26 protein-coding genes are annotated in these 25,854 nt (G+C 71.2%); 13 read left to right on the top strand and 13 right to left on the bottom strand.

Features of this window, described 5'->3' with window-relative positions; translation table 11 throughout:
- Positions 1 to 141 precede the first annotated feature (141 nt).
- Positions 142 to 1,563, top strand: coding sequence for a putative Ig domain-containing protein (locus tag OFY01_RS32485; protein WP_407700246.1), 1,422 nt, complete (start codon positions 142 to 144; stop codon positions 1,561 to 1,563).
- 79 nt (positions 1,564 to 1,642) lie between these two features.
- Here OFY01_RS32485 and OFY01_RS32480 read toward each other — a convergent pair whose 3' ends face one another.
- The 3 genes from OFY01_RS32480 to OFY01_RS00455 form a co-directional block, all read right to left on the bottom strand.
- Positions 1,643 to 3,250 (bottom strand): alkaline phosphatase family protein, encoded by a 1,608-nt coding sequence (locus OFY01_RS32480; protein WP_407700245.1) that lies wholly within the window; start codon positions 3,248 to 3,250, stop codon positions 1,643 to 1,645.
- Between the two features lie 344 nt (positions 3,251 to 3,594).
- A complete protein-coding gene (locus OFY01_RS00460; protein ID WP_266595135.1) occupies positions 3,595 to 3,933 on the bottom strand; it encodes a hypothetical protein in 339 nt (112 codons plus the stop codon).
- A 191-nt stretch (positions 3,934 to 4,124) separates the two neighbouring features.
- Complete coding sequence (locus OFY01_RS00455) at positions 4,125 to 5,129, bottom strand: ArsR/SmtB family transcription factor (protein ID WP_266595134.1); 1,005 nt, start codon at positions 5,127 to 5,129, stop codon at positions 4,125 to 4,127.
- A gap of 292 nt (positions 5,130 to 5,421) precedes the next feature.
- Between OFY01_RS00455 and OFY01_RS00450 the strand changes: the two genes are divergently transcribed.
- Positions 5,422 to 6,162 (top strand): class I SAM-dependent DNA methyltransferase, encoded by a 741-nt coding sequence (locus OFY01_RS00450; protein ID WP_266595132.1) that lies wholly within the window; start codon positions 5,422 to 5,424, stop codon positions 6,160 to 6,162.
- Positions 6,163 to 6,218: 56 nt separating this feature from the next.
- On the opposite strand, the gene OFY01_RS00445 is transcribed toward OFY01_RS00450, so the two are convergent.
- On the bottom strand, positions 6,219 to 6,617 hold the full coding sequence (locus OFY01_RS00445; RefSeq protein WP_266595130.1) for a VOC family protein: 399 nt from the start codon (positions 6,615 to 6,617) through the stop codon (positions 6,219 to 6,221).
- A 94-nt stretch (positions 6,618 to 6,711) separates the two neighbouring features.
- Here OFY01_RS00445 and OFY01_RS00440 point away from each other — a divergent pair, with 94 nt between their 5' ends.
- Complete coding sequence (locus tag OFY01_RS00440) at positions 6,712 to 7,701, top strand: helix-turn-helix transcriptional regulator (RefSeq protein WP_266595128.1); 990 nt, start codon at positions 6,712 to 6,714, stop codon at positions 7,699 to 7,701.
- Between the two features lie 568 nt (positions 7,702 to 8,269).
- On the opposite strand, the gene OFY01_RS00435 is transcribed toward OFY01_RS00440, so the two are convergent.
- Positions 8,270 to 9,880 (bottom strand): APC family permease, encoded by a 1,611-nt coding sequence (locus OFY01_RS00435; RefSeq protein WP_266595127.1) that lies wholly within the window; start codon positions 9,878 to 9,880, stop codon positions 8,270 to 8,272.
- 704 nt (positions 9,881 to 10,584) lie between these two features.
- Here OFY01_RS00435 and OFY01_RS00430 point away from each other — a divergent pair.
- Positions 10,585 to 11,013 carry an SSI family serine proteinase inhibitor gene (locus tag OFY01_RS00430; RefSeq protein WP_266595125.1) on the top strand — a complete coding sequence of 143 codons (429 nt, stop codon included), beginning with the start codon at positions 10,585 to 10,587 and terminating at the stop codon, positions 11,011 to 11,013.
- A 125-nt stretch (positions 11,014 to 11,138) separates the two neighbouring features.
- On the opposite strand, the gene OFY01_RS00425 is transcribed toward OFY01_RS00430, so the two are convergent.
- Positions 11,139 to 12,482 carry a phosphoribosyltransferase family protein gene (locus tag OFY01_RS00425; RefSeq protein WP_266595123.1) on the bottom strand — a complete coding sequence of 448 codons (1,344 nt, stop codon included), beginning with the start codon at positions 12,480 to 12,482 and terminating at the stop codon, positions 11,139 to 11,141.
- A gap of 257 nt (positions 12,483 to 12,739) precedes the next feature.
- On the opposite strand from OFY01_RS00425, the gene OFY01_RS00420 reads away from it, so the two are divergent.
- Positions 12,740 to 13,858, top strand: a complete 1,119-nt coding sequence (locus tag OFY01_RS00420) for a CapA family protein (RefSeq protein ID WP_266595121.1) — start codon at positions 12,740 to 12,742, stop codon at positions 13,856 to 13,858.
- Between the two features lie 41 nt (positions 13,859 to 13,899).
- On the opposite strand, the gene OFY01_RS00415 is transcribed toward OFY01_RS00420, so the two are convergent.
- Complete coding sequence (locus OFY01_RS00415; RefSeq protein WP_266595119.1) at positions 13,900 to 14,181, bottom strand: hypothetical protein; 282 nt, start codon at positions 14,179 to 14,181, stop codon at positions 13,900 to 13,902.
- A gap of 203 nt (positions 14,182 to 14,384) precedes the next feature.
- Between OFY01_RS00415 and OFY01_RS00410 the strand changes: the two genes are divergently transcribed.
- The 3 genes from OFY01_RS00410 (at position 14,385) to OFY01_RS00400 (ending at position 16,728) form a co-directional block, all read left to right on the top strand.
- The gene (locus tag OFY01_RS00410; RefSeq protein WP_266595117.1) at positions 14,385 to 15,332 is read left to right on the top strand and encodes a DUF6807 domain-containing protein; all 948 of its coding nucleotides are present in this window, start codon (positions 14,385 to 14,387) and stop codon (positions 15,330 to 15,332) included.
- On the top strand, positions 15,326 to 16,060 hold the full coding sequence (locus OFY01_RS00405; protein WP_407700244.1) for a cupin domain-containing protein: 735 nt from the start codon (positions 15,326 to 15,328) through the stop codon (positions 16,058 to 16,060). Before OFY01_RS00410 ends, OFY01_RS00405 begins: the two co-directional genes overlap by 7 nt.
- A gap of 143 nt (positions 16,061 to 16,203) precedes the next feature.
- Positions 16,204 to 16,728, top strand: a complete 525-nt coding sequence (locus tag OFY01_RS00400; protein WP_266595114.1) for a hypothetical protein — start codon at positions 16,204 to 16,206, stop codon at positions 16,726 to 16,728.
- 30 nt (positions 16,729 to 16,758) lie between these two features.
- Here the strand turns inward: OFY01_RS00400 and OFY01_RS00395 are convergent, their stop codons facing one another.
- The 4 genes from OFY01_RS00395 to OFY01_RS00380 form a co-directional block, all read right to left on the bottom strand.
- On the bottom strand, positions 16,759 to 16,956 hold the full coding sequence (locus OFY01_RS00395; protein ID WP_266595112.1) for a hypothetical protein: 198 nt from the start codon (positions 16,954 to 16,956) through the stop codon (positions 16,759 to 16,761).
- Positions 16,957 to 16,972: 16 nt separating this feature from the next.
- Positions 16,973 to 17,278: a hypothetical protein gene (locus OFY01_RS00390; protein WP_266595110.1), complete on the bottom strand. Its 306-nt coding sequence runs from the start codon at positions 17,276 to 17,278 to the stop codon at positions 16,973 to 16,975.
- A 116-nt stretch (positions 17,279 to 17,394) separates the two neighbouring features.
- On the bottom strand, positions 17,395 to 18,204 hold the full coding sequence (locus OFY01_RS00385) for a hypothetical protein (protein ID WP_266595108.1): 810 nt from the start codon (positions 18,202 to 18,204) through the stop codon (positions 17,395 to 17,397).
- A 199-nt stretch (positions 18,205 to 18,403) separates the two neighbouring features.
- Positions 18,404 to 18,793, bottom strand: coding sequence for a tautomerase family protein (locus tag OFY01_RS00380; protein WP_266595106.1), 390 nt, complete (start codon positions 18,791 to 18,793; stop codon positions 18,404 to 18,406).
- Positions 18,794 to 18,971: 178 nt separating this feature from the next.
- Here OFY01_RS00380 and OFY01_RS00375 point away from each other — a divergent pair, with 178 nt between their 5' ends.
- Both OFY01_RS00375 and OFY01_RS00370 read left to right on the top strand, forming a co-directional pair.
- Positions 18,972 to 19,133, top strand: a complete 162-nt coding sequence (locus OFY01_RS00375) for a hypothetical protein (protein WP_266595104.1) — start codon at positions 18,972 to 18,974, stop codon at positions 19,131 to 19,133.
- Between the two features lie 160 nt (positions 19,134 to 19,293).
- The gene (locus tag OFY01_RS00370) at positions 19,294 to 20,169 is read left to right on the top strand and encodes an SGNH/GDSL hydrolase family protein (protein WP_266595103.1); all 876 of its coding nucleotides are present in this window, start codon (positions 19,294 to 19,296) and stop codon (positions 20,167 to 20,169) included.
- Positions 20,170 to 20,199: 30 nt separating this feature from the next.
- Here the strand turns inward: OFY01_RS00370 and OFY01_RS00365 are convergent, their stop codons facing one another.
- Positions 20,200 to 21,468 carry an alpha/beta hydrolase gene (locus OFY01_RS00365; protein ID WP_266595101.1) on the bottom strand — a complete coding sequence of 423 codons (1,269 nt, stop codon included), beginning with the start codon at positions 21,466 to 21,468 and terminating at the stop codon, positions 20,200 to 20,202.
- A gap of 145 nt (positions 21,469 to 21,613) precedes the next feature.
- Here OFY01_RS00365 and OFY01_RS00360 point away from each other — a divergent pair, with 145 nt between their 5' ends.
- Positions 21,614 to 22,795 carry a molybdopterin-dependent oxidoreductase gene (locus OFY01_RS00360; RefSeq protein ID WP_266595099.1) on the top strand — a complete coding sequence of 394 codons (1,182 nt, stop codon included), beginning with the start codon at positions 21,614 to 21,616 and terminating at the stop codon, positions 22,793 to 22,795.
- Positions 22,792 to 23,193, top strand: coding sequence for a hypothetical protein (locus OFY01_RS00355; RefSeq protein WP_266595098.1), 402 nt, complete (start codon positions 22,792 to 22,794; stop codon positions 23,191 to 23,193). The genes OFY01_RS00360 and OFY01_RS00355 overlap by 4 nt, the downstream gene beginning before the upstream one ends.
- Positions 23,194 to 23,237: 44 nt before the next feature.
- On the opposite strand, the gene OFY01_RS00350 is transcribed toward OFY01_RS00355, so the two are convergent.
- Entirely contained in the window at positions 23,238 to 23,435 is a 198-nt protein-coding gene (locus OFY01_RS00350; protein WP_266595096.1) for a hypothetical protein, read from the bottom strand.
- Between the two features lie 196 nt (positions 23,436 to 23,631).
- Here OFY01_RS00350 and OFY01_RS00345 point away from each other — a divergent pair, with 196 nt between their 5' ends.
- Positions 23,632 to 25,842: an FUSC family protein gene (locus OFY01_RS00345; protein WP_266595094.1), complete on the top strand. Its 2,211-nt coding sequence runs from the start codon at positions 23,632 to 23,634 to the stop codon at positions 25,840 to 25,842.
- Positions 25,843 to 25,854: the final 12 nt, after the last annotated feature.

Here is a 25,854-nt window from a genome sequence, read left to right as displayed (position 1 = left end):
AGACCGCGCGCCCCTCGGGCGCGCACGCGCAGCCCCACATGCGCAGCACCACCAGCGCACCCCGAAACATCAGCCCTGCCCGGTCCCCCCACGGCCTGCCGGGTCGCCGGTGCACCTCTTTCCCTACACCAGGAGGCGCTCGTGCACCACAGATGGTGGAAATACCTGGTCGCCTTGCTGATCGCCGCCGCACCGATCTCACTCAACATCGTCTCGGCGACGGCCAGTTCACCGCTCAGCCCCAAACCCACGCACTCGGCGGACAGCGAGGAACACGAATCGGTCACCGCCAACCCTGATTCCTCCACCGGAAGTTGCGGTGTGGAGCGATGGTCGGTCAAGACCGGCACGGACTCCGACGCCGGAAAGATCGATCTGACGTCCACGACGACGACCACGATCGCCTCGCTCGGCGCGATCGCGGCGCCGAGTTCGCTGCCGTCCGACAACCGGGTGCAGCCCACCGAGACCACGGTCTTCCAGGTACACGCGACCCTGGACGAGTACAAGCTCGAAAGCGACTCCGACTACCACCTGGTCCTCGACGACGGCGCCGGTCACACGATGGTCGCCGAGATCCCCGACCCCGCCTGTGTCGGCTCGGGCAGCCCGCTGCTCTCCGGCATCCAGAAGGCGCGCGGAGAGTTCGACGCCACGTACACGCCGACGACCAGCTTCAAGACCGCCGACGTGCCGGTCACCGTGACCGGAGTCGGCTTCTTCGACTACGACCACGGGCAGACCGGCGTGGCACCGAACGCCATCGAGCTCCACCCTGTGCAGGACATCCGGTTCGGCACAGGCGGCAGCGGCTCGGTGACCGTCACCGATCCCGGCGACCAGACGGGCAGCGTGGGCACGGCGACGTCGCTGCAGATCGCCGCCACCGACAGCGCGGGCGGGACGCTCTCGTACTCCGCGAACGGGCTGCCGCCCGGCCTGTCGATCAGCTCCTCGACCGGACGGATCTCCGGCACGCCGACGTCCGCCGGCACGTACGGCACCACCGTCACCGCGACCGACTCGACGGGCCCTTCGGCGAGCACCTCCTTCACCTGGACGATCGCGTCGTCCGGCAAAGGCGGGTGCACGGCGGTCCAGTTGCTCGGCAACCCGGGCTTCGAGACCGGCGGCGCGGCGCCCTGGACGGCCACCTCGGGCGTGATCAGTGACAACACCAACGAGGCGCCGCACACGGGTAGTTGGGATGCCTGGCTGGACGGCTACGGCACGGCCCACACCGACACTCTCACCCAGACGGTCACGCTGCCGGCGGGCTGCGGCAGTTACGCGCTGAGTTACTGGCTGCACGTCGACACCGCCGAGACCAGCACGACCACGGCGTACGACAGGCTCAAGGTCCAGGTCCTGAACGGCTCCGGGGCCGTGCTCGCCACCTTGGCCACGTACACCGACCTCGACGCCGCGCCCGGCTACTCCCAGCACACCCTCGACCTGTCCTCGTACGCGGGCCAGGCCGTCACTCTCCGGTTCACGGGCACCGAGGACAGCATCGACCAGACCTCGTTCGTGCTCGACGACACGGCGGTGAACGTCTCGTAGGGGCGCCGCTGGAGGGCGGGCCGGCGAGTTCCGTCGCGGGCCCGCCCGGTGTGTCGTCGGTGGTCGGATCAGGAGGAGCTCAGGAGACGCTCAGCGCGGTGTCGTCGATGACGAAGCCGGTCTGGAGGGAGGAGTCCTCCGAGCCGGTGAACTTCAGCGTCACCGTCCTGCCCGCGTAGGGCGTCAGGTCGAAGGTGCGCCGAATGTAGCCGCTCGCGGCGTCGAGGTTCGAGTACGAGGCGAGCGTGCCCAGTACGTTCCCGGAGCCGTCGAGGACCTGCGCGGCGAGGGTGTCGTACGCCGTGGAGGTGGTCGTCTCCGAGGTGTCGACATGCAGCCAGAACGAGTAGTCGGCGGTGCATCCGGCGGGGATGGTCACGGTCTGGGCGAGGGTGTCGGTGTGCGTGGAGCCGTAGCCGTCCAGCCATGCGTCCCAACTGCCGGCGTGGGGCGGCTCGCTGGAGTTGTCGCTGATCACACCCGAGGTGGCCGTCCAGGGCGCGGCGCTGCCGGTCTCGAAGCCGGGGTTGCCGAGGAGTTGTCGCGTGGTGCAGCCCCCTCCGGACGGGCTGGTGACCGCCCAGGTGAAGGAGGTGCTGCCGAAGGCCCCGGTGGAGTCCTTGGCGCTCACGGTGACATCGCTCGTCCCGACGGTGGTCGGGGAGCCGGAGATCAGGCCGGTCGAGGTGTCGATCGCCAGGCCGGCCGGCAGGCCCGTGGCGCTGTAGGTGAGCGCCGCGCCGGCCGAGTCGGTGGCCTTGATCTGGAGGCTCGCCGCGCTGCCTGCGACGGTGGACTGGCTTCCTGGGTCGGTGACCGAAACGGTGTTGCCGGTCTGCGTCGACCAGATGTCGGTGATCGGCGTGGCGGAGGAGGCGCCGCCGGTGGCCGGGAGGCCGTAGGCGTCCTCAAGCGTCCGCAGCACGTTGTAGTGGTCGATCGTCTCGTTGTAGTCGCCCGCCTCGACCCCGGCGCCGTAGAAGATCGTCGGGATCTGGTTGGCGGTGCTGCCGTCGTCCTCGTCCCACGTCACCACGAGCAGGCTGTTGTGACTCTTCGCCCAGGTCGCGTACGCGCCGAGGTTGTTCTTCAGCCACGTGTCGCCCTGGCGCACGGTGCCGTCGTGCATGTCGTCGTCGAGGTCCGGGGTCACGAACGAGACGTCCGGCAGTGTCGAGTAGTCCGTCGGGAACTGGGCGAAGGTGTGCGCGCTGGAGGTCGGCACGTTGGAGAAGCCGAACCACGGGGCGTGCTTCTGCGCGTACGCCCCCGATGTGCAGCCGGTCCAGCCCTGCGACGGAAGCGATTCGTTGTAGCTGGCGTACGTCTTGCCGGCGCCCAGCAGCTCCGAGCCGAGGTTGGCCGCTGAGGAGAACCCGGGGGTGACGCACGAGTCGGTGGTGATCCCCTGGTTGCCGCCGGAGAACAGATCGTAGTAGTTCGGCTGGCTCGGATGCGTGATGGCGTGCGAGTCGGTGAAGTCGGCACCCTGCGTGGCGAGGGAGTTGAGATACGGGGCGTCGGTGGTGTCCCCGATGATGTCCCCGTAGGAGTGGTTCTCCTCGATCACGACCACGACGTGGTCGGGCGTGGGAACGGAGGCGGCCCGCGCCGGGACGGCGGCGGTCAGGCCGGCGGCGACGCCGAGGATGGTGGCGGCCGAGACGAGACGAAGTCGTCTGTGCATCAGGTCTCCTGACACTGAAGTGGATGGGCCAGTCATGCCCATGGCGACAGTGCCGCTGTGTAGGAACCTCCACAAGTGCGCCTGACAACAGTTCACGGACCGTTCGCTCCGGTACCGCGTGTTCACCGCACGTTCGCGCTCCTTCTGATCCGGGACTCCCGGCATCCGGCACCGCTCGACACCGCCCCGGTCTGCTCCCGCGCTGTCGGCAAGCGGCGCGTCGGCGGCCCGCGGTCGGCCAGGAGCCCCGCCCCTTGTCGGGACGGAGGGCGGCGCCCTCGGCTCCTGGCCTGCTCAGCTCACTTCGGCTCTGTGGCGCGAAGGTCGTCGGCCAACGCCCCGGCTCATCCCACCTGCGTGTAGTCTCCGATGATCTCGTCTCCCAGGTTGCACCATGCGGTGCTTTCCGCGCTCGCCCACACCCAGGGCCCGTAGTGCACGTACTGGTAGCCGCCCAGGGTCTCGCACGTGATCACCTCGCGGTATCGACCCGAGTCGCACCAGGTCTTGTTCCCGTGGTGGCCCGCGCTGCCGACCACGCGCTGGCCCCAACACGACCGCAGTGCGGCGTCGCCGGACGCGGGAGCGGCGGTCGCCGAAGAGCCGCTGTCGGCCGCGGCACCCGGCGCGAGGGCCACAGCTCCCGCCATGACGAGCGCCGCCGAAGCCACTGCCTTTGCCACACGGCCTTTGATCATGTCGTCTCCCCTGTGTCGAACGGATTCGTCCCCTTGGCCGGCTCGCCCCGTCCGAGGGGCGGGCTGTCCGGTGCATCACCGTATGTGGCGTCGTGGGACGGCTGCCAACGTTTCGACGGGCCTCGAAATGTGCCCGGCCACCTGCCCGCTCGGAGCCAGGCCCCGTACCCTCAGCCTCAGCCGGCGGCGAGGATCCGCAGACCGAGCGGTGTGACGCTGTGCACGACGTGCTTGCCCGAACGACGGCTGCTGACCAAGCCGCCGTCGCGCAGCACCTCGATCTGGTAGGACGTGCTGGAGTGCGCGATGCCCACGGCGTGAGCGACGTCCGAGGACGTACGGCCGTCCCCGCGGGCCACGGCCGACAGCACGGCGGCGCGCGTGCGCCCCAGCAGACGGACCGCGCCCGCTCCCCACGCCCGCGCCGCCTCCCCTGACTCCTTGGCCACCGGATAGACCAGTACGGGCGCGAGCGTCGGATCGGCCGGAGCCGTCGGGCGCCGCCAGCAGAAGAACGACGGGACCAGAACAAGCCCCCGGCCGTCCAGAGCCACCTCACGGTCGACCGGATAGTCGACCTCGAGTACCGGATCGCGCCACCGGGCGAACGGGGCCAGGCCGTTCAGGAGTTCTTCGACGCCGCCGTCGAGCAGAGACTGGGTGCGGCCGTCGGCATCGGCCCCGACCAGCGCGCGCATGCGCGGCCAGTGCGGCCGCAGCACCGTGTCGAAGTACGTCCGCAGAGCGGCGGCGACAGTGCCGGGATCGGTGTCGGCCGGGCGCGGCGCGGTGCCAGGTCTGCCCGCCTCGCGCTGGACCCTCTCCAGCCGGATCAACTGACGAGTCACCACCCGCGAGGGCGTGCCACGGACCGCCTCCAAAGCGGCCGACAGGTCCGCAGAGGCGGACGGCGTCAAGAAATCCGGAATGTAGCCGACGCTGGGAATCAGCCCTCGCAAAGGGGACAGCGCCGCTCGCAGCCGCGCGTCCTGCTGCAGCCGGCTGCGCGTCGAGTCGCGCCACGCACCGAATGCGACCTGCCCCTCGCCGGTCTTCAACCGGCAGATGCTGCAGACGATTTCCCACACGGGGTCTGGGTTGCGTAACAGCCGGACCTTCTTCAGGTCGTCGGCGGTGAAATGCAGACGGAGCAAGAAAGCCTCTTTCCCGATACGCATCATGAGAGAGCGTCACACGCGACGCCAGGGGCAGCGAAAACCCCGCGCATAAGGCTGAAGAGACTTCCGGTCAGGCCCGCGCCACATGAAAAGCAGGCTTGTACAGCACATCAAGGACGTGATCACGGCGCATGGAACTTCCCCCTTGGGACATCCGCAGCGGGTCAGACTGCGAAACAGTGCCGGTCCGGCTCCTCCATGGTCGCCCGAACCGGGTGATCGCGCCAGAGCGGCACCGGCCACGGCCGACAAAGAAGTCGACACCGTCCCGTCGTTGTCGGCAGAGTTGCCGGTCATGACGAGCAGTGAGCTGTGGAACCGCGCGGCCGCCGACCGCTACGACGCCGAGGAGACCGCGATGTCCTCGGCCGCGGTCATCGGACCGACCATCGAATTTCTGGCCGAACTCGCGGGAGACGGACGGGCGTTGGAGTTCGCCGTCGGGACCGGCAGGGTCGGCGTACCGCTGCAAGAACGCGGTGTGCCGGTCGTCGGCATCGAGTTGTCCGAACACATGGCGGCGGTGCTGCGGCGCAAGGCCGACGAGGGCACGCTGCCGGTCACGATCGGCGACATGGCCACCACCGTCGTGCCCGGCGAGTTCGCGCTGGTCTACCTCGTCTACAACACGATCACGAACCTGCTCACCCAGGACGAACAAGTCGAGTGCTTCCGCAACGCCGCACGCCACCTGCGGCCCGGTGGCCGGTTCGTCATCGAGGTCGGTGTGCCGCCGCTGCGCTCACTGCCGCCCGGCCAGGTCGCGGTGCCGTTCGACGTCTCCGCGGACCATCTCGGCTTCGACACCTTCGACCTGGTCGAACAGCTCCTGGTCTCACACCACTTCGTCCCTGAGGGCGACAGCGGCCACTACCGGCGTGACCACTCCCGCCACCGCTATGTGTGGCCGGCCGAGCTGGACCTGATGGCCCGGATCGCCGGCCTTGAGCTGGAGCGCCGGGTCTCCGGCTGGGACGGGGCGCCGTTCACCCAGGACAGCCAGAAGCACGTCTCCGTGTGGCGCAAACCGGCCTGATCGAGCACCACCCGCCCGGACCAACTCTCGAACATATCGGGCGTATCAGTGCTCCGTCAGCGTGCGAACTTCTCGACGGCCGCCGGGGTGACGGGGGTGAAGAAGTTCACCAGGTTGCCGTCGGGGTCGCGGAACAGCAGTGACCGGTTCCCCCAGGGCATCGTGGTGGGCTCGTTGACGAAGTCGGTGACGAAACCGGTCAGGTTCTGGTGAACGCGGTCCACGTCGTCGACGAGGAACTCGGTGATCACGCTGTGGTTGTCCGCCGGGCGGGCGGATCCAGGGGCGAACAGCGGGACGGTGCGGGCGCCGGCGATCGCGAGGGTGGCGCCCGCGGTCTTGAGTTCGGCGAAGTCCTCGGTGGCCCACGCCGCCCGCACCCCTGTGGCTCGCTCGTAGAAGTCGACGAGGCGAGCGACGTCGCCGGTGATGATGCGGACCGAGATGAAGTTCATGGAAATTCTCCTTGGCTGTGCCGGGGTCGTACGCGTCGCAGGCTAGGAGAAATAGGGGACAGAATCGGTCCTGTATTCGCGTTAGGCTGCGAACATGTCACGTCCCACTGCCCGCGTCCTGACACTCCTGGAACTGCTGCAGTCGGGCGGGACCCGGACGGTGGCCGAGCTCTCCGACCGTCTCGGCGTCGAAGGGCGCACCGTGCGGCGGTACGTGGACCAGCTGATCGACCTGGACGTGCCCGTGGAGTCGGTGCGCGGCCGCTACGGCGGGTACCGGCTGGCTCCCGGGTACCGCCTGCCTCCGCTCATGTTCAGCGACGACGAGGCGCTGGCCGTCCTGCTCGGTCTGGTCGCCGGCCGTCGGGCGGGACTGACGACCGCGGAGCGCACGGCGAACGAGACGGCGTCGGCGAAGATCCGTCGAGTGCTGCCCAAGCACATCGCACACCGGTTCGACGCACTCCTGGAGGCTCTCGCCTTCACGGACCACGCCGGCGAGCGGGACCACCCGGACGCGAGCCTGCTGCTCACCCTCGCGGACGCGGTGCGCCACCGCCGGCCGGTCTCGATCCGCTACACCGACCGCGAAGGCCGACGCAGTGAACGGATACTGCACCCGTACGGGATCGTCGCTCATTCCGGCCGGTGGTACGTCACGGGAAAGGACGCCCGGATCGGCGAGGACCGGACCTTCCGACTCGATCGCGTCGCAGCCGCGCGCACCCTGCCCGGCTCGTTCGAGGCGCCCGAGGGCCCCGGTCCGGCACAGCGCGTGCTGTCCGGGTTCGCCACGGCCGAGTACCGGCACGAGGTGACCTTGCGCATCCACGCAACGGTCGAGCAGATCCGCGCCCGCCTCCCCGCCACCGTCGCGACCCTGGAGGAGCACGGGGTCCCGGCCGGGGAGGACCGGGCGACCGAGCGCTGGCTGCGCGTCGAGCTGCGAGCGGAGAGCCTCGACTGGTTGCCCGCGGTGCTCGCCTCACTCAACCGGCCGTTCGTCATCGAGCGCCCCGACGAGCTGCGCGACCTCGTCGTCGCGCTCGCCGACCGCCTCAAGTCCTGCGCCCACCATCCCTGACAGCGGAGGAGCCGATGCCGTGGAAGGTGCCGACGACGGGTGTTCGGGCTCGCCGGTCGGTCTGTCGACTCCTGAGCCGTCAGACCGTGAGCCCCTGGGCCGTCGGGCCTTCGAGTCCGGCCGACGGTGTCTTACGCGGCCCGCCTGTTGTTCCCCGTGGCGTCGGCCCCGTCGGTGCTTCTCGTCGCGCGGCCCGGTTGCCGGTGTCCGCGGACGAGGCGGAGATGGCCGCGTCGGTGAGCCCCGGCCGTCGCGGGGCGGGAATCCGCGCGCATTCGGTCCTCGATGCGATCCATGCAGAGGAGCAGCACTCCCAAGGCCGGCAGGAGCGAAAGAGCCACGATCAGCATCGGTGGCTTCCCTTCCTCGACTTTCCTCGGCGTCACCCGCCTTTCGCCTGCCCCGGTTCATGCCCCCTACTGCCGTGATGATGTGATGATTCCGTAACGTTGCGGATTGCCGTCGATAGCGCCGTCCGGGGCGGTCTTCACGGTCTTTGGCCGCGCACGGACGTGCCGGCCCGCCCGGGGATCGGGCGGGCCGGCACGGTCACGTCGTCGAGGGGCGGTCAGTGCATCGCGCCCAGTTCCTCCTCCTCCAGGCGGCTTTCCTCCCGCGCCTCCTCGATGTGCTCCACGACCCGCGCCTGCGGGAGCCGCACGCGCAGCGCGATCAGGTAGACGACCGCGCTGAGTACGAGGTTGAAGACGAAGCCCCAGCCCAGGCCGATCCAGCCGAGGCCGCCGTCATAGTCACCGATCCGGCTGATCAGAGCGAGGCCGGCCAGCCACGGCAGCACCCAGCTCGCGCCGGCACGCCAGTCCATCTTCGGGGCGTTGTTCTTGTCCACTGCCTGGAAGATCGCCAGGAGAACGAATCCGATGCAGATGGTGATGAACAGCTTGTAGTTGGTGTTCCAGCCGGCCCAGTACACGATCAGGTTCGCCGAGTAGAAGCCCAGGAACGGGATCACGTCACCGCCCGGGATCTTGTACGGGCGCTGCTGCTCCGGGATCTGACGGCGCATGACGGCCAGCACGAGCGGGCCCGACCCGAAGGACAGAACCGTCGCCGAGGTGATGAAGCCGACCAGCTCCTGCCAGCTCGGGAAGGGGAGGAAGACGATGAGGCCGAGGACGAACGTCACGGCCAGGCTGACCAGCGGCGCACCCTTGGGGGTCGTCTTGGCCAGAGGGGCGGGCGCGTTGCGATTGCGGGCCATGGCGTAGGAGATGCGGGCCGTCACGGTGGTGTAGATCAGGCCGGTGTCCGCCGGTGAGATGACGGCGTCCACGTACAGGATGTAGGCGAGCCAGCCCAGGCCGATCGCGCTGGAGATCGCGGCCAGCGGGCCGAAGTCGTTGGCGAAGGTGAGGCTGAGCCAGCCGTGGGAGTTCCGCAGGTCGCTGCCGGGAACCGCGCCGAGGAAGGCGACCTCCAGGAGGATGTAGATCACACCGGTGAGCAGGACCGAGCCGATGACCGCGAACGGTACGTTCCGCCGCGGGTTGTCGGTCTCGCCCGCGAGTTCCACTCCCTGGCGGAAACCCAGGAAGGAGAAGGTGATGCCCGCGGTCGAGATCGCCGTGAAGATGCCCTTCGCGCCACCCGGGGCGAAGCCGCCGTACTCGGAGGCCGACAGGTTGTGCCCGTGGAACGCGGTGAGGAAGAACGCCACGATCACCAGGACGATGACGAGCAGCTTCCACCCCACCAGGACATTGTTGACGCGGGCGAACCAGCGGATGCCGTAGTAGTTGAGCAGCACGAAGAACGCCATCGCGACGACCGCGACGGCGTAACCCAGCGACGTCAGCGTGTAGGCGCCGTTCGACTGGTGGAAGTCGGTGAAATGCGCCCACTTCGTGGCGTACTGGAGGGCGCCCTCGACCTCGATCGGCGCCACCGTCGCAGCGGCGATCCAGGTGATCCAGCCCATCGTGTAGCTGGCGAAGGAGCCGAACGACAGGTGTGGAAACCGGACCACTCCGCCCGAGACGGGGAACATGGTTCCCAACTCGGCGAAGCACAAGCCGAGAAGGAGAATCATCACCGCGGCTATCGCCCACGAGAAAATGGACGCGGGACCGGCGATCTTCGCCGCGTTCAACGCGCCGAAGAGCCACCCGGACCCGATGATCGATCCCACGCCCGCGAAGAGCAGGCTGATGCGACCCATGTCTCTGCGAAGTGCTGTTCGTTGTTCAGGAGCCTGCCCCGAGGGCTCAGTCAGCGCGGCCATCACCACATCCGTTCCTGTTCTGCGGCCCGCCCTTTCGAGGACGCCTGCTTGCCGGTGTTGTCGGGCCACCCTTGCCCGGCACATGGCTTTCCATGCGCGGTGAAACGTCCTTTACCAAATGATGAATCGGGGCTCCGGTTGCACGGCGTGCACCCCACACCCCCTAGGGGTTTGTGTGTACGCACGATCTGTCGTGAGGTCTCTGTGTTCGTGAAGAAGTCGGACAGTCCGTGAAGAAGTCGGCCGGGGTTCGACCGATTCGGGCGGGCGCGTTCTCCGCGGGAATGCGGTCCGCGTCCGGTACGCGCTCGGCGTGCTCCACTCTTTCGCTCGGCGGCGCTTCCGGCACGGCCGACCGTCCCACTGCGATGGTTTCCGGTCGGGTTCGGGATGCCGGAGCGCGCCACGGCGGCGGTCTTGGGCATCGCGCGCGCCACGGCCCGCACCACCGCACCACGAGTGCGACCTCCGCAAACTCGTGCGTGCGGCGCGGAGCCACTCGTCACATATCTGTCACATATGAGAAACACGGTGTCCGCATATCGTGACCGAACAGCGAAGGGCCCGCGTGCGCACGGCATCCGCATGGGCCACACTCCGTGGCTCACGCACCACTCACTCCACGTGAAGGAGTCATCACCATGCGCAAGTACGCCGTGCGTTGCACCACTGCCGTCGCGCTGACGGCGAGTTGCCTGGCGTCCGGGGCCGCCACCGCCCGGGCGGCTGCCCCTGCCGACGTGTCGACGTCCAAGCTCGTCCTCGCCGTCGGGCACAGCGGCATCACCGGGCGGATGGTCCCCGACCGTGTCGTCACGCTCGAATGCAACCCGGTGGGCCTGGCCGGCGACCACCCGTACGCCCTCAAGGCATGTGCCGAACTCGATCGGGTCGACGGGGCGTTCAACAGCCTTGTGACGCTGAACGCGAGCGGGTTCTGCCCGGACATCTACAGCCCCGTCACCGTCACCGTCGACGGGTACTGGAAGGGGCGGCACGTCGCCTTCGAGCACACCTTCGCCAACTCGTGCGTGAAGGACCGCAACGCGTCCTACCTGTTCCGGTTCTGAGGCAGCCGCACGGAACCGAGGCCCCGGACAATGTCGGTGTCCGGGGCCTCGGCCGCTTCTGCTGAACTACCCGCCCGGGAGCTGTCTCTACCACTCTCCCGCCGCCCCTTCTCCCCTGCGCCGGATCACCTCAGTGGTGCCGCGTGGGCCGCCGGGGCCATGTGGTCGGTGAACCAGTCGCGGGCCAGGGTCGTCACCTGCTCCAGGGCGCCCTGTTCCTCGAACAGGTGCGTGGCACCGGGCACGACCGCCAGGTCGCTCTCGCAGCGCAGCCGCGCCTGGGCCTCCCGGTTCAGGCCGAGCACCTGGGGATCGTGACCTCCCACGATGAGCAGCGTGGGCGCCGTCACCGCGGGCAGCCGTGCCATCGCGAGGTCGGGCCTGCCGCCGCGGGAGACCACCGCGGCGATCCCGGCGTGCGGCTCGGCCGCCGCCGCCAACGCGGCGGCGGCGCCGGTGCTGGCGCCGAAGTAACCGACCGCGAGTCCCTGGCACTCGGGTTGATCGCGCAGCCAGCCCGTCGCGTCGCCCAGGCGGCGGGCGAGCAGGTTCGTGTCGAACACGTTGCCGCGGTCGGCCTCCTCTTCCTCGGTGAGCAGGTCGAACAGGAGAGTGCCGAGCCCGGCCCGGTTCAGCCCGGTCGCGACGTACTGGTTGCGCGGGCTCGTGCGGCTGCTGCCGCTGCCGTGGGCGAACACGACGATTCCCGACGCGTCCACCGGGACCGTCAAGCGGCCACGCAGGACCACCTCGCCCGCACGTACACTCACCTCCCGGTCCGTGGCGGCCGCGCCCGCGGGGTCCTGCGTCGGCGTGCGAGCAGCCGCGGCGCGGGGCTCAGCGGCCTCCTCCAGGCAGGCGATCACCTCGGCGTCCTCGGTCTGGGAGAAGTCGACGTAGAACTGACCGATCGCGTAGAAGATCCGCGGGGCGTGCACACAGACCAACTCGTCGGCGTCCTCACCGAGTCGCTCGGCCCAGTCCCACGGCGCGACGGGGACGGCGAGTACGATCCGTGCCGCCCCGCGGGCACGGGCGATCCGGCAGGCCACGCGTGCCGTGGAACCGGTGGCCACCCCGTCGTCGACGATCAGTACGGTGCGTCCCGTGAGCACGGCCGGATCCCGGTCGCCCCGGTAGTGGCGGGCCCGGTCGCCGAGCACCTCGCGTTCGTGGGCCTCGACCTGCGCCAGCTCGTCCGCGGTGACCTGCACGCTGTGCATGACCTCGTCGTTGATCACGCGGACGTCACCCTCGCCGATCGCTCCCATGGCCAGCTCCGGCTGGTACGGCACGCCGAGCTTGCGCACCAGGCAGATGTCGAGGGGGGCGCCGAGCGCCTCGGCGACCTCCGCGGCGACCGGGACCCCGCCGCGTGGCAGGCCCAGCACCACGACGTCGGCGCTCTTGAGGTGTTCGAGGCGGGCAGCCAGCTGCCGACCGGCGTCCCGACGGTCCCTGAAGAACATGATCCGGCCTCCCGGTTCACGGCTACGGCGGTCCCCACTCGCTGTGCCCCATGTCTCCATCCTCACTCCGCCGGGGCAGGAATGCGCGCCTCGGCGTCCCGCCGCCGCCTCACCGGCTCCCCTACCCGCCGGTAGGGGCTCTTCGCGCTGCCGGCGGCGACGGGGGCAGCACGTGCCCCGGGGCGCCGACAGTGAGCGGCCCGACCGGCGCCAGGCACCGACGCCGCCCGGCGCTACGGACGACCTAGCATGGAAGTGTGCACGAGGGCGTGGTCACCCTGTTTCTCGCCGGGGACGTGATGCTCGGCCGGGGCGTCGACCAGATCCTGCCGCATCCCGGTGACCCGGCACTGCGGGAGGCGTACGTGCGTGACGCCCGCGACTACGTCGCTCTGGCCGAGGCCGCGAACGGGCCGATCCCCCGCCCCGTCGGTTTCGGCCGGCCCTGGGGCGAGGCGCTGGCCGTCCTGGAGGACGCGGCACCGCACGTGCGCGTGATCAACCTGGAGACCTCCGTCACCGCGGACGGGCAGTTCGCCCCCGGCAAGGGCATCCACTACCGGATGAACCCGGACAACCTGCCTTGTTTGACGGTGGCCCGCCCGGACGTCTGCGTGCTGGCCAACAACCACGTGCTCGACTTCGGCCCGCCCGGCCTGCGCGACACGCTTGATGCCCTGACCGGGGCGGGGCTGCGCACGGCGGGCGCGGGCCTGGACGTCACACGGGCGAGGAAACCGGCGATCGTGCCCCTGGGCGGGGGCGGAGCCGGTCGGGCGGTGGTCGTCGCCTTCGGGATGCCGTCGAGCGGGATCCCGAAGGAGTGGGCCGCCACCGAGCTGCGCGCCGGGGTCGACGTCGTCGAGGAGCCGACCGTGGCGGCCGCGGCGGCGGTCACCGAGCGGTTGCGGGAGGTCGCCGGCCCGGGAGACATCACGGTCGTCTCCGTCCACTGGGGGCCCAACTGGGGCTATCACGTCTCTCCCGCCGAAGTGCGCTTCGCCCACGCGCTCGTCGACCGAGGCGTGGACATCGTGCACGGGCACTCCTCGCACCACCCGCGCCCGCTCGAGGTCTACGGCGGCAGGCTCATCCTCTACGGATGCGGGGACCTGGTCGACGACTACGAGGGCATCGGCGGGCACGACGGTTACCGGGACGACCTGCGGGTCCTGTACCTGGTGTCGGTGGCCGCACGCACCGGCCGGCTGACCGGCGCCCGGCTCGTGCCGCTGCGAGCGCGCGGGATGCGACTCGAGCACGCGTGCGCCGAGGACACCGAGTGGCTGCGCGGCGTTCTCGGCGTCCACAGCCGCCGGTTCGGCACCCGCCTCGACGACGGACCCGACGGCTCCCTCGCGGTGCGCACCCGCTGAGCGGCAAGACGCCGGGCCCACCCTGTCCGACACCGCGCGGATCAGAAGAGCCGCGCGCCGAACCCTGCCAGGACGAGCGCGGGCCCACGCCGTACACCAGGACGGGGCCGACCCACGCGTGGCGCGCCGGCGACCGGGCCGCGCGAGGCGGGCAGCACACCGGTGCGCGGTGCGTGCGGGGTGACGTACCACCACAGCGGCAGCGCCGCGGCCCACACGAGCACGCACCGCGGGCACAATGCCCCGATCCCGTACAGGCATTGGCTCATCAGCCGGATCACGAAGGCGAACGCGCCGCGGACGAAGGCGTTGCGTTCGGACACCGCCCCTCCAGGCTCGCCTCGCCACTGCGGCACCCACCAGTGGCCGAAGGCCACCTATGTGTCCTCGGATGTACGCACCGTCCGCAGGGCTGCCGTTCGGCGCCGGTTGATCCGGTGGCCGACGGCCGCATCGTGCCGGGACCGCGTGCGATGCTGGACAGGTCCGGCTCGATGTCCGCTGTCCGAGTAGGGAGGGCCCTCGTATGTCGCTCGCGCTCACCCATGTCCCCGCCGACCGCGTCAGCGTCACGGACAGGGGCTCCGGCACGGAGCTGTTCGCGTACGTGTACCGGCCCGAAGCGGCGTGGGAGGCGCCCAAGCCGTATCTCCATCCGGTGCGCAGCCTGTCCGGTGGGCTGGTCACCGACTACCGGCCCAACGATCACCGGTGGCACAAGGGGCTGCAGTTGACCGCGTCCCACCTGTCGGGTCAGAACCTGTGGGGCGGCAACACGTACGTCCACGGGCAGGGCTATCTCGCCCTGCCCGAGCGGATCGGGTCGATGGCTCACGTCTGCTTCGACGAGGTGGCGGCCGACGGTGAACGGGCGGTGCTGCGCGAGCGGTTGACGTGGCATCCGCACGACGGGGAACTGTGGGCCGACGAGGAGCGGCGGGTCGAGGCCCACGACGTGGATCCGGTCGCCGGTGTGTGGTCGCTGACCTGGTCCTCCGCGGTGACCAACCGACGTGCCGAACCGCTGCGGTTCGGCAGCCCCACCACGCACGGCCGCCCCGCCGCCGGGTACACGGGGCTCTTCTGGCGCGGGCCGCGCGCCTTCCGCGGCGGCAGGGTGTTCACGCCCGGCGCCGACCGCGGGTCCGGGGCCAGGTCCGGGGACAGGGATCTGATGGGGTGCCAGGCGCCCTGGCTCGCGTACGTCGGTGAGCACGACGGCCGCGACGGCCACGCCACGGTCGTCTTCGAGCACGCCCCCTCCAACGATCACGCGGGGCAGCGCGGAACTCACCCGGCGCACTGGTTCGTGCGCACGGAACCGTTCGCCGCGCTCGCGCCGTCCTGGGCGTTCCACGAGGAGCTCGTGCTCGCCCCCGGCGAGACCCTGGCGCGTACGTACCGGATGCACGTGGCGGACGGCGCCTGGGACGAGGAACGGGTCGCCGCGCGCGTGAAGGAGGTCGGGTGGTGACGGCGGCGCCGGTCCACGCGGGGTTTCCCGGCGCGGTGGGGGTGTCGCGGCTGCGCGTGTACGACTGGCCGACGGTGGACGGAATGCCGGGCGGGGGCACGCCCCACGTCCATCTGGCGTGCGGTGAGGGATATGTGGTGACGGCGGGTCGCGGCGCCGTGCAGACACTGACGACCGACGGGTACCGGGAGACACCGCTCGAGGCCGGTGTCGTGGCCTGGTTCACGCCCGGCACCCTTCATCGGCTGGTCCAACACGGCGGCCTCGAGATCACCGTGGTCATGCAGAACGGCGGACTGCCCGAGGCCGGGGACGCGGTCATCACACTGCCGCAGGCCCAGCTGGCCGATCCGCTCACGTACGCGCGGGCGGCACGGATCCCGTCCGACGCGCCGCGGGCGGCGCAGGCGGACGCCGCTCGGGCCCGCCGCGACCTGGCGACGCGCAGGTTCCTCGAACTGCGCGCGGCCACCGTCGGCGGCGATCCGGAGCCGCTGGCGGCGTTCCAGGAGGCGGCCGCCGCGCTGGTGCGGCCGCATGTCGGGGCGTGGACCGCGCGATGGCAGCGGGGTGCGCACGCCGCTGCCACCGCGACCCGCGCGCAGCTCGACGCGCTGCGTGACGGTGACGCGCGGCACCTGGCCGGGGCACGCGTCTCGGCGACCGGGCCCGCCGCACGGGGGCGGTTCGGGATGTGCGGGCGTCTGGACGTCTATCCCGGCATCTGATCGCACGCCGGTACGGCCCGGCCCGCCTGTACCCCGGGTGGCGTCCTTCGGCATGCCGTGGCCGGGATGTCGCCCTTGCATGAGAGGGAGCGCGGCACACCAGGACGGGGCCGCCGTCCGGTCGCGCGAGGAACGAGGCCCGTATGCGTCGCATACCCGCGCTGACCGCTGTCCTGACCACCACGCTGACGGCCGCCGCGTTCGCGGCCGCCGTACCGTCGGCATCGGCCGACGAACAGCCGTCCTTCTCCACGACGCCCTCCCCCGCCCGTGCCGGCCAGTCGGTGATCCTCTCCGTCTCCGGCGGCTGCGACTCCGCAGGCGCCGTCGCCTCATCGGACGCGTTCACCAGCTCCGTGACCTTGTCGACCGGCTCGGCGGGCATCTGGACCGGCACCGCGACCGTCCGCTCGGACGCGGCCGCCGGACGCTATGACGTCGACGTCTCCTGCCAGGGCGGCGGCGTGTCGACGTACAGCATGACCGTCACCGGGGCCGTGACACCCACCCCGACGCGCCCGGTGCCCACCCAGGGAGTGCGCGCCGGTGTGGGTGGCAGCCAGGGCGGCGCCGACCTGGGCCGTCTCGGCGGTGGCGCCGCGCTTGTCGTGGCCGCGGGTGGCTACATGTGGCTCAGGACACGCCGCGGGCGCGAGCGCCGTCACTGACGGCTGTCCGGCGGGTCCTGCCGGTGTGTGTCAGGAGTGCGGCCGCACGCTGACGACGTGGTCCTGGTCCATGCCGCAGGCCGCGTACACGGTGTGTGCCGTGTGTGGTTTCACGTCGTTGGGGGGTGATGCCTCGGCGTGCGCGGCCGCGGGCGTGGCCTGGGCGGCCGTGAGGGTGCCCAGAGGGGTGGCGGCGAGGGCTCCGAGGAGAGCCGACGTGGCGAACATGGTGTCTCCGTCCTGGTCAGTGAGGCTGGTGGGCCTCGGGTCCCGGGGTGACGGTCGGGACCGGTGGCGCGTTGGACGACACGGGGAGGGAGGCCCGCTCCGGGACGATGCCGAGGGTTTTTCCGGCGGCGCGCTCGGCGGTGCGCCGGGCGATCTTGCCGACGATGTCGGCGGCGGGCTGGATCACGTCACGGGGGTTGCTCTGGGCCTGCGTCGACGGCGGGGGCGGCGGATCGGCGAACGCGGCGACGGTCGGCATGGCCGTGGCCGCCAGGGCGCCGAGAACGATCAGCAGGGCTCGCAGGCGCGGACGCGCGGACATGACGGGTGGACCTTCTTCCAGCCGTGGGGGGTCGGGGCCCGCCGCCGGCTCTCCCGGACGGCGGCGGGCTGTTCGCAGGGCGCGCGACACGGGTCGCTCGTGCCGTGCGTCACCGGTCAGGCGGCCCCTGCGAGCCGCGCCTGGCCCGGGTCGGTGCTCGGGGCGACCGGCGTGCGGTTCGGGCCGGCGGCCGCGTCCGGCCGCGGTTGCTGCTTCGGATTCGTGTCCGAACTCGCCGTGCCGTCGGTGTCGGCGCCGCCGTTGTCCGTGCCGTCCGGGTCGGGTGTCGGGTCCGGGGTCGGCGTCGGGTCCGGGGCGGGCGTCTCGTCCGTCCAGGAGGAGAGCCTGCCGTCCGGGGAGAGCACGACGTGCATGCCGTTGTGCTCGCCGACCGCCGGGCGACCGTTGGCGTCGAGCATGCCCACGCCCTGGAGGTCGGCCTGCCAGTGGTTGGCCGAGAGGCGGTAGATCTTGGCCGAGGTGCCGTCGGCGAGGGTGTCGACGCGGATCAGCTCACGCTTGGCCGGCTTCGGCTTGGGCTTGGGCTTGGGGTTCGGCTTGGCTCGGTCGGCCCACGAGGTGAGCGTGCCGTACGCGGTGAGCTTGACGTGGAGGCCGTTCAGGTTGGCCCGGTCGGTCTTGCCGGAGGCGTTCAGGACGGCGAACTTCTTGCCCTTGTAGAGGATGTCCGCCTGGTACTTGTTCTTGCCGAGCTTGTACACCTTGGCGATGTGGGCCGGGGCGGCGAGCCGGACCGTCTTCACGTAGGTGCGCTTGGCCTTGCCGTGCGCGACCGCCTGCTCTGCTGTCGCGGCGGCCGGAGCGGTGTGGGTGGCGGCGACGGCGCCGGAGGCGGCGCCGATGCCGATGGCGGCGGTGAGGCCGGAGGCGATGATCGTGGAGCGCCACAGGTTCGCGGTACGCATGATGAAGGGCCCTCTCGGGTCGCGGTTCAGGATGAGTGCCGCCGTGTGGCCTGTGATCGGTGTGCCCGGCGACATCTACGAAGCTACGCACCGGGCATCAAAGCCACCCATAGAGCAAGTAACAGTACGGACGCACCCATATCGCAAAACATGCGGCAATTCGCCTGCGAGGGCGTAAACCCTCTGCTCAGCAACAGCGTCAGAGCTCCGGCGCGTACTGAGCGAGGCCGTACCCGAAGGACCAGTCGGCAGGACCGTTCTCGGTCAGACTGACCACGACATTGCGCGGATGCGTACCCGCGTACGCGTCCGCGAGTTCGGCGATCCTTCGGTAAAGGGCCCGCTTCTGCCCGTCGGGGCGGCCCGCGCGCAGGGTGATCCCCACAAAGACCACGCCGTCGTCGCGGTCGCCGCCGAGATACCGGCCGTAGCGCAGGGCGCTGTCACGCCCGTCGTGACCGGTGAGGATCTGGAAGAGGTCCTCGGAGGGGAAGCCGAGCACTTCCACCAGAGCGTCGTGCACGGCCCTGCCCAGCGCTTCGAGGCGCTCCATGTCCGACCCCAAGGCGTCAATCCGCACCAGAGGCACAGTGTTCCCCTCCCTCGTCATCGGCGGACTCGCGTCGCCGTTCTCCGTACATGTCTCTGTACATACTAGTAGTTACAATTCTGATGCCGACTCCACCCCGGTTGGCCGCGCGTCAGCCGCGCCACGTAGGGTCCTCCTTTGTTTGCCCGTAGTAAGACGCATGACCAGGAGTTTCACCGTGTCCGCACCCACCAGCTCCCCGGCGCCCATCTACGACGCGCTCGTCGACGAGCAGGGTGACGTTCTGTCCGGCGCGCGCGAGGCCGCGCGTGAGGCCGAGCGCACCGCCGAGGACGTTCTCGACTTCGGTCACCTGAGCGCCGCGAGCATGGACGCCTGAGTCGTCCGCTCCAGCTTCTGCCACGAGCGGCCGCACCCGCTCGTGCACGTCTATTGACTCAAATTCGAACTCGTCGGTAGCTTCAACTATCAGCGCGCTGAACGCACCTGTCTCGCACGGAACTTGGCCATGAGCCGAGCCGGTTTCGAAGGAGCATCAGATGGCGATTCGCGTGTTCTCAAGCCGACTGGCGGCCGTGGCCGTCGCCGCGGGCGCAGCCATGGCGACGCTGAGCGCCCCGGCCCAGGCGGCCTCGGGCCCCGGGGTCTACGTGGCGCTCGGTGACAGTTACAGCGCCGGTTCCGGCGTGCTGCCGATCGACCCGTCCGCCAGCCTGCTGTGCGCCCGCTCGACGGCGAACTACCCCCACGTCATCGCCGAGCGCACCGGCGCCGAGCTGACCGACGTGACCTGCGGCGGAGCCCAGACCAAGGACTTCAGCACCGCGCAGTACCCGGGCGTCGCACCCCAGCTGGACGCGCTGGGTCCCGGCACCCGTCTGGTCACGCTGACCATCGGCGGCAACGACAACAACACCTTCATCGACACGATCCTGGCCTGCGCCTCGGCCGGGATCGCCACCGCCGGCCAGGGCCACCCGTGCCAGACGCTGTACGGGGACACGTTCGCCGACGACATCGACACCAAGACCTATCCGGCGGTGAAGGCCGCGTTGCAGGCCGTGCGGGACAAGGCGCCGAACGCGAAGGTCGCGGCGCTCGGCTATCCGTGGATCATGCCGGCGAAGGCCGAGGCGGGTTGTTTCGCCAAGATGCCGATCGCCTCCGGAGACGTCCCGTACGTGCGCGACATCGAGGCACACCTCAACAGCGCCGTGCAGCGGGCGGCGCAGGAGACCGGGGCCACGTACGTGGACATGTCCCGGGTGTCCGAGGGCCACGACGCCTGTCAGCCCATCGGTACGCGCTGGATCGAGCCCGCGCTGTTCGGCACCAACTACGTTCCCGTGCACCCCAACGCCCTCGGCGAGTCGCGGATGGCGAGTGCGGCGATCGGCTCGCTCGGGCTCGGCTGACCCCCGGCTCCCGCACGGCCCGGGCAGCCACTACACGAAGACGATCTCCGGGAAGCGCGGTGAGGGGCGGCTGAGCAGCCCCCGGTCGTCCCCGCCGCGCAGCCACCGGTCGAAGAAGGCGGCCACATAGGCCCGTTGGGCGGCGACCGCCCGGTGGCCGGGGACCGTGCCCACCCACTGCGTCAGCGTCTCGTGCGGCAGCCGCAGCCGCTCGGCGACCTGGGGGAGCAGGCTGGTGGCGTCGGTGTACGTGGCGTGCGCCGCGCCCTTGAGAGCCAGGTCGCGGCGCCAGGCGGTGCTGTGCCGCCACAGCTCACGCCAGGACGGCACCCGCACCCGGTCCTCCCCCTCACTGCCCATCAGGAGCACCGGCCGCCGCACTCCCTCGGCCGCCACCCGGGAGAAGTGCCCCTCCTCGTGGTCGTCCTGGACGTACGCGAGCACGCCGTCCAGGTTGGCCGCCGCGGCCAGTCGCGGGTCGCCGCGCAGCGTCTCTAGCGCGGCGAAGCCGCCCGCGGACTGGCCGAACATGCCGATCGGCGCCCGGGGCAGCCGCCCGTCGGCGAACGCCTTGACCACCGCGTCCAGGACCGTGTCCGTGTCCGCGAAACGCACCGCGGCCGTCTTGCGCAGCAGCGCCCGCACCGCGTCGGGGCCTCTCTGCTGAGCCGCGGCGAACTCCTTCGGCAGCACGCTCGTGGCCACGTGTCCGTCCGGGAACTCGACGGCGGATGTCTCATAGGTGTGGTCCACGGCGATCACCACGTGGCCGTGGGAGGCCAGTTCGTCGGTCAGGGTGGTGCCGAGCGTGCGCGGGTCCAGTACGCCCGGCGAGTACAGGACGACCGAGCGGGCGGCCACGCGGTCCAGCGGCGCGCCGCGGTGCGCGAACGTGCGCGTGGCCGACCAGTCGACGCGTCCGGCCGGCAGCCCGGAGAAGTTGTTGAGCCGGTCGAAGACAGCCGCCTCCCCCGCCGTCATCTGCGGGGCCCGCCGGTGACCGGCGACGGCGCGGGCCGGATAGCGCACGTCGACCATCAACTCCCGTGCGGCGGCGCCGGTCCACGGGTCGCGGCGGTCGCGGTCGACCAGACGCAGCTTCACCGCCCCCACGGGGTGCGGGCCGGTCGGGGCGGGCAGGCGCAGACGGATGAGGCCGGTGCCGCGACGGTCGGCGTCCGTGCGGCTCCTCGCGGCGGCCGCGGCCGGTGCGGCCGGCAGGGCCAGGAGGGCGGCGGCCGCGGCCAGTACGGTGCGGCGGGGCAGGCGGGTGTCGCTCGCGGTGCGGTGATCGTCCATGGTCCAAGGCTGCCGGAGCCGGGCCTGGCGGCACCATCCGGCAGGCCCGTACGGCCCGTTGGGGGAAATCCCCCAGCACCGTCGTCAGACTTCCGTAATGCCGTGAATGCTGGGAAAACGTCGCGCGCAGGCGTCGGATGGGGTCATGAACCTTCGCTTCCGTCCACCGGCGGCCGACGTGCCGCCGCACGACGCGCGGACCGCCACGGTCATCGGACGACTGCTGGGCGTCGCGCTGCTGGTCTGCTTCCTGACCGGGCTCGTCAGCCATTACCTCCAGGAGCCGCCGGGGTGGGTGCTCGGAGACTTGCCGACCCGGCCCGTGTGGGGCTACCGGGTCACTCAGGGCGCCCACGTCATCAGTGGGATCGCGGCGATTCCGCTGCTGCTGGTGAAGTTGTGGACGGTGTTCCCACGGCTGTTCGTGTGGCCGCCCGTGCGGTCGGTGGGGCATGCGCTGGAGCGGCTGTCGATCGCGGTGCTCGTCTCGGCGACGCTCCTCGAAGTGTTCATGGGGCTGTTGAACACCGCCCAGTGGTATCCGTGGCCGTTCTCGTTCCGGTCCGTGCACTGGGCGCTCGCCTGGGTGGTCGCGGGTTCGCTGGTGCTGCATCTGGCGGTCAAGGCGCCGCTGATCGCCGCGCACTGGCGGCGGCGCCGGGCCGGACCGGAGACCGGCTCACCCGATGACGCCACCGACGCCACCGTCCGCGCCCCCGGCAGCGGCACCGTCGACGCCGACCGGCGTTCGCTCCTGATCGGTGTCGGCGTCGCGGTCACCGCGGTGACCGCCGTGACCGCGGGGCAGTCCGTCACAGCGCTCAAGGGTCTGGACCTTCTCGCACCGCGCGACCCCGACCACGGGCCGCAGGGCCTTCCGGTCAACCGGACTGCGCGCGCCGCCCTGGTGCGGCGCGCGGAACTGGCCCACTGGCGGCTGACCGTGACGGGGCCTCACCCGTTCACGCTGTCGCTGGCCGAGCTGCGCGCCCTTCCACAGCACGCGGTGACGCTGCCCATCGCCTGCGTCGAGGGCTGGTCGAAGACCGCGCACTGGGAGGGCGTACGGGTACGGGATCTGCTGGCCAGGGCCGGGCTCCCGGACGGGGCGCGGCTGCGCGTGGTGTCGTTGCAGCGCAGAGGCGCCTATCGGGTGACCGAGATGGACCGGGCGTACACGCGTGACGGCCTGACGCTGCTCGCGCTGCGGCTGGGCGGCGAGGAGCTCTCCATGGATCACGGCTTCCCGGCGCGGATCATCGCGCCGAACCGGCCCGGTGTCCTGCAGACCAAGTGGGTCTCGCGGCTCGAGGTGATCTCCGCATGAGGGCGGCCGCGGGACTCCGGGTGGCCGCCGGGGCGACCGGTGCCGCCCTGCTGGGGTACGGCGCGTATCTGCTGTGGACGGACACGCGGGCGGGGACTCCGCTGCGGGTGGCGTGGTGGCTGGCGGGCGCGCTGGTCCTGCACGACGGGGTGCTCGCGCCGCTGGTGTTCTGCCTCGGCCTGCTGCTGGGGGCGGGGCGGGCGCGCGGTGTCGTCCGGGCGGGTCTGGTCACGGCGGGGTGTCTGACGCTGGTGGCGGGGCCGGTGCTGCTGCGGCCGGGGCGCCCCGCCAATGCGTCGGTGCTGCCGTTGGACTATCCGCGCAATCTCGCGCTGCTGCTCGCCGCGGTGGCGTGCGCGACCCTCGTCGGGGTGTGGTGGCGTCGGCGGGGGCGCTGAGGGCACGCGTCGCGAAGTCGGCTCGTGCGACGGTGGCCGGGGCGTCAGCGTACGGCGAAGACGAGGACGGTGGCGAGGCCGAGCGCTCCGCACACCGATGCGCTCATCGCGATGCTGACGGCCTTGGCGACGACGGCCGCCGTGTCACCCCCTTCCCGCACGCTGCGCCGCATCGTCCAGGCGGCTTCGGTCAGGAGGGCGACACCGATCGCCCCGCACAGCAGGACCACTACATCGATCATCTGACCATCGTCCGATATGACCCACCCGCGTCCGGGAACACGTGGCCCCGCGCCCGCCGTGTCCCACCAATTGGCCGCATGCCCGCACCCTGTTCGCTCACTCGTATGCTCGTACCGCCGACGACGGATCGATCTTGGAGTGACGCAGGTGGCGCGACGCCCGATACCGACGGGCCCCAGAGCCCTGGACCGCTTCGTGGCGTCCGATCCGGGGTTGTTGCGGCTGGCCGCGGGGCTGCGGACCGTCGCCGCGATCGGGCTGACCCTGGCCGTGCTCGCTCTGCTGGGATCTCCGGTGGCGCACATGGTGGCGGGCGCGATGACGGCGATGGTCGGCACGTTCGCGATCCGCGAGAAGACGGTGCGCGGGCAGGCCGTCACGCTGGCCCTCGGCCTTCCGGTGGCGCTCGCCGCGATGGCTCTCGGCGCGATGCTGCACGGGATGGTCGTGGTGAGCGACGTCTCGTTCGTGGCGCTGATCTTCGGGGCGGTGTACTGCCGCCGGTTCGGGGACCGGGGCACCGCGCTCGGTCTGATCGGCTTTCAGGTCTACTTCGTCTCGCTCTTCGTCGGGGCGTCGGTCGGTCAGCTGCCGCGCCTGTCGGGTGTGCTGGCGATCGCGCTCGCCTGCGGCGCGGTGGCGCGGTTCGCGCTGGTGCGGGAGACGCCGCAGCGTGTCCTCGGCCGGTTGCGGGAGGCGTTCCGGGCGCGTCTGGCGCAGCTGGTGGACGCGCAGACGCGGCTGCTGGACGCGGCCCCCGAGGACCTGGACGACGTCCTCGACGAGCTGCGGCGGCGCACGGCCCGGGTGCACGAGGTGGCGTTGCTCATCCAGGGGCGCCTGGAGGACGGCACGCGGGACGCGGCTGCGGCGTCACTGATCCAGCGGCGTGTCGCCGACGCCGAGGTGGCGGCCGAGCGGCTCGGCATGTTGCTTCTCACCGCCCGCAGCGCCGAGCGCGCCGACACGCTGACGCTGCATCTGCCGGGCGCTCCGGCCCCCGCCGTGGCGGCAGCGCCGCCGCGCGAGGACGAGACGACCGCGACGCTCCGCCGTGACCTGGCCGCTCTGCGCCTGCTCATGGCACGGCCGGTGGACGCCGACCGGGGCACGGCCGTCGCCCATGTGCGCAACCGTCTGCTGGGCTACCGCGACGAGGAGCGGATCCCGCCGGGTGCGACGCTCGCCGCGCAGGACGTGTTCCGCGGCATCGGTGAGGCGGCCCGCTCGGTGCTCGGCCTCAGGCTCGCGCTCGACGGCCCGCAGGACGAGTCGGACGACTCCCCCGCCACGACGCGTTCGCGCGAGGAGTTCGACGCGGAGGACGTGTCGGTCACCGGCGTGGACGGCGCGGAACCGGACACCGACGACGCCGGGCCGGTGGGCCTGGCCAGACCCACCACGCGCGCGGCCTTCCAGGTCTCGGTGGGGTCGGCGCTCGCGATCGTCGGCGGCGAACTGCTGTCCACACAGCGTTGGTACTGGGCGGTTCTGACCTGCTGGGTCGTCTTCCTCAACACGGCGTCCACGGGCGAGATCGTGGTCAAGGGCTACCGGCGGCTGCTCGGCACCGTGCTCGGGGTCGTGGCGGGGGTGCTGCTCGCCGGGGCGGTGGGCCACCACACCTGGACGGCGTTCGTGCTCGTGCTCGCGTGCGTGTTCGCCATGTTCTTCACGGCTCCGGTGTCGTACGCGCTCATGTCGTTCTTCGTGACCGCGATGCTCGGGCTGCTGTACACGCTGCTCAACACCTACAGCCTCGATGTTCTGGTGCTGCGCATCGAGGAGACGGCGCTGGGCGCTGCGTGTGGCATCGTCGCGGCGATGCTGGTGCTGCCGGTCCGTACCGACCGGCGCACCGACGAGCATCTCGCGACCGTGCTCGAACGCCTGGGCGACGTGGTGGCCGGGGCGGTGGAGCAGCTCAGCGGTGGCCCTGCGGTGGATCTGCTCGACCGGGCGCGGGACCTCGACACGGCCCTGGACGACCTGCGGGCCTCGACGCGTCCGCTGACGCATCCGATCACCCCGCTGCGCGGCCGCCGGGAGACGGCCCGCTACGTGGTGGCTCTGCTGGAGACGGCGGCGTACCACGCGCGTTCGCTGGCGGCGACGGCCGAGCTCGTGCCCTACAGCAAGCGGGTGGCGGCCGATCCGCGTCTGGGCCGGGCGGCGCGGCGCATCGCGGGCAACATCGAGGTCCTTGTCGCGCATGTCAGCGACAAGGACACATCCGGCAGTGTCGAGGCGGGGGCCAGTATCGCGGCGATGCTGGAGACCGACGGTCTGGGCGTGCCCGCCGCGAACACGGTGACGTTCCGTGTGCTGCGCCATCTGCAACGGCTCGACGAGGGGGTCAGCGGTCTCGCGCGCCCCCTGGGCGTGCCGTCGAGCACGCGCGCGTGACGGGGCCGGAGC

The sequence above is a fragment of the Streptomyces beihaiensis genome (genome assembly GCF_026274175.1).
Taxonomy (GTDB): Bacteria; Actinomycetota; Actinomycetes; order Streptomycetales; family Streptomycetaceae; genus Streptomyces; species Streptomyces beihaiensis.
The sequence above is the reverse complement of the archived record's forward strand: the minus strand, read 5'-3'. Positions and strand labels throughout refer to the sequence as shown.

Coding starts and splice junctions, on each gene's coding strand:
- OFY01_RS00425 (WP_266595123.1), bottom strand. CDS start 12,482: ATGTTCTTCAGGGACCGTCGGGACGCCGGTCGGCAGCTGGCTGCCCGC.
- OFY01_RS00430 (WP_266595125.1), top strand. CDS start 10,585: ATGCGCAAGTACGCCGTGCGTTGCACCACTGCCGTCGCGCTGACGGCG.
- OFY01_RS00440 (WP_266595128.1), top strand. CDS start 6,712: ATGTCACGTCCCACTGCCCGCGTCCTGACACTCCTGGAACTGCTGCAG.
- OFY01_RS00395 (WP_266595112.1), bottom strand. CDS start 16,956: ATGTTCGCCACGTCGGCTCTCCTCGGAGCCCTCGCCGCCACCCCTCTG.
- OFY01_RS00390 (WP_266595110.1), bottom strand. CDS start 17,278: ATGTCCGCGCGTCCGCGCCTGCGAGCCCTGCTGATCGTTCTCGGCGCC.
- OFY01_RS00455 (WP_266595134.1), bottom strand. CDS start 5,129: ATGATGCGTATCGGGAAAGAGGCTTTCTTGCTCCGTCTGCATTTCACC.
- OFY01_RS00370 (WP_266595103.1), top strand. CDS start 19,294: ATGGCGATTCGCGTGTTCTCAAGCCGACTGGCGGCCGTGGCCGTCGCC.
- OFY01_RS00355 (WP_266595098.1), top strand. CDS start 22,792: ATGAGGGCGGCCGCGGGACTCCGGGTGGCCGCCGGGGCGACCGGTGCC.
- OFY01_RS00400 (WP_266595114.1), top strand. CDS start 16,204: ATGCGTCGCATACCCGCGCTGACCGCTGTCCTGACCACCACGCTGACG.
- OFY01_RS32480 (WP_407700245.1), bottom strand. CDS start 3,250: ATGCACAGACGACTTCGTCTCGTCTCGGCCGCCACCATCCTCGGCGTC.
- OFY01_RS00445 (WP_266595130.1), bottom strand. CDS start 6,617: ATGAACTTCATCTCGGTCCGCATCATCACCGGCGACGTCGCTCGCCTC.
- OFY01_RS00350 (WP_266595096.1), bottom strand. CDS start 23,435: ATGATCGATGTAGTGGTCCTGCTGTGCGGGGCGATCGGTGTCGCCCTC.
- OFY01_RS00435 (WP_266595127.1), bottom strand. CDS start 9,880: ATGGGTCGCATCAGCCTGCTCTTCGCGGGCGTGGGATCGATCATCGGG.
- OFY01_RS00385 (WP_266595108.1), bottom strand. CDS start 18,204: ATGCGTACCGCGAACCTGTGGCGCTCCACGATCATCGCCTCCGGCCTC.
- OFY01_RS00450 (WP_266595132.1), top strand. CDS start 5,422: ATGACGAGCAGTGAGCTGTGGAACCGCGCGGCCGCCGACCGCTACGAC.
- OFY01_RS00360 (WP_266595099.1), top strand. CDS start 21,614: ATGAACCTTCGCTTCCGTCCACCGGCGGCCGACGTGCCGCCGCACGAC.
- OFY01_RS00410 (WP_266595117.1), top strand. CDS start 14,385: ATGTCGCTCGCGCTCACCCATGTCCCCGCCGACCGCGTCAGCGTCACG.
- OFY01_RS00365 (WP_266595101.1), bottom strand. CDS start 21,468: ATGGACGATCACCGCACCGCGAGCGACACCCGCCTGCCCCGCCGCACC.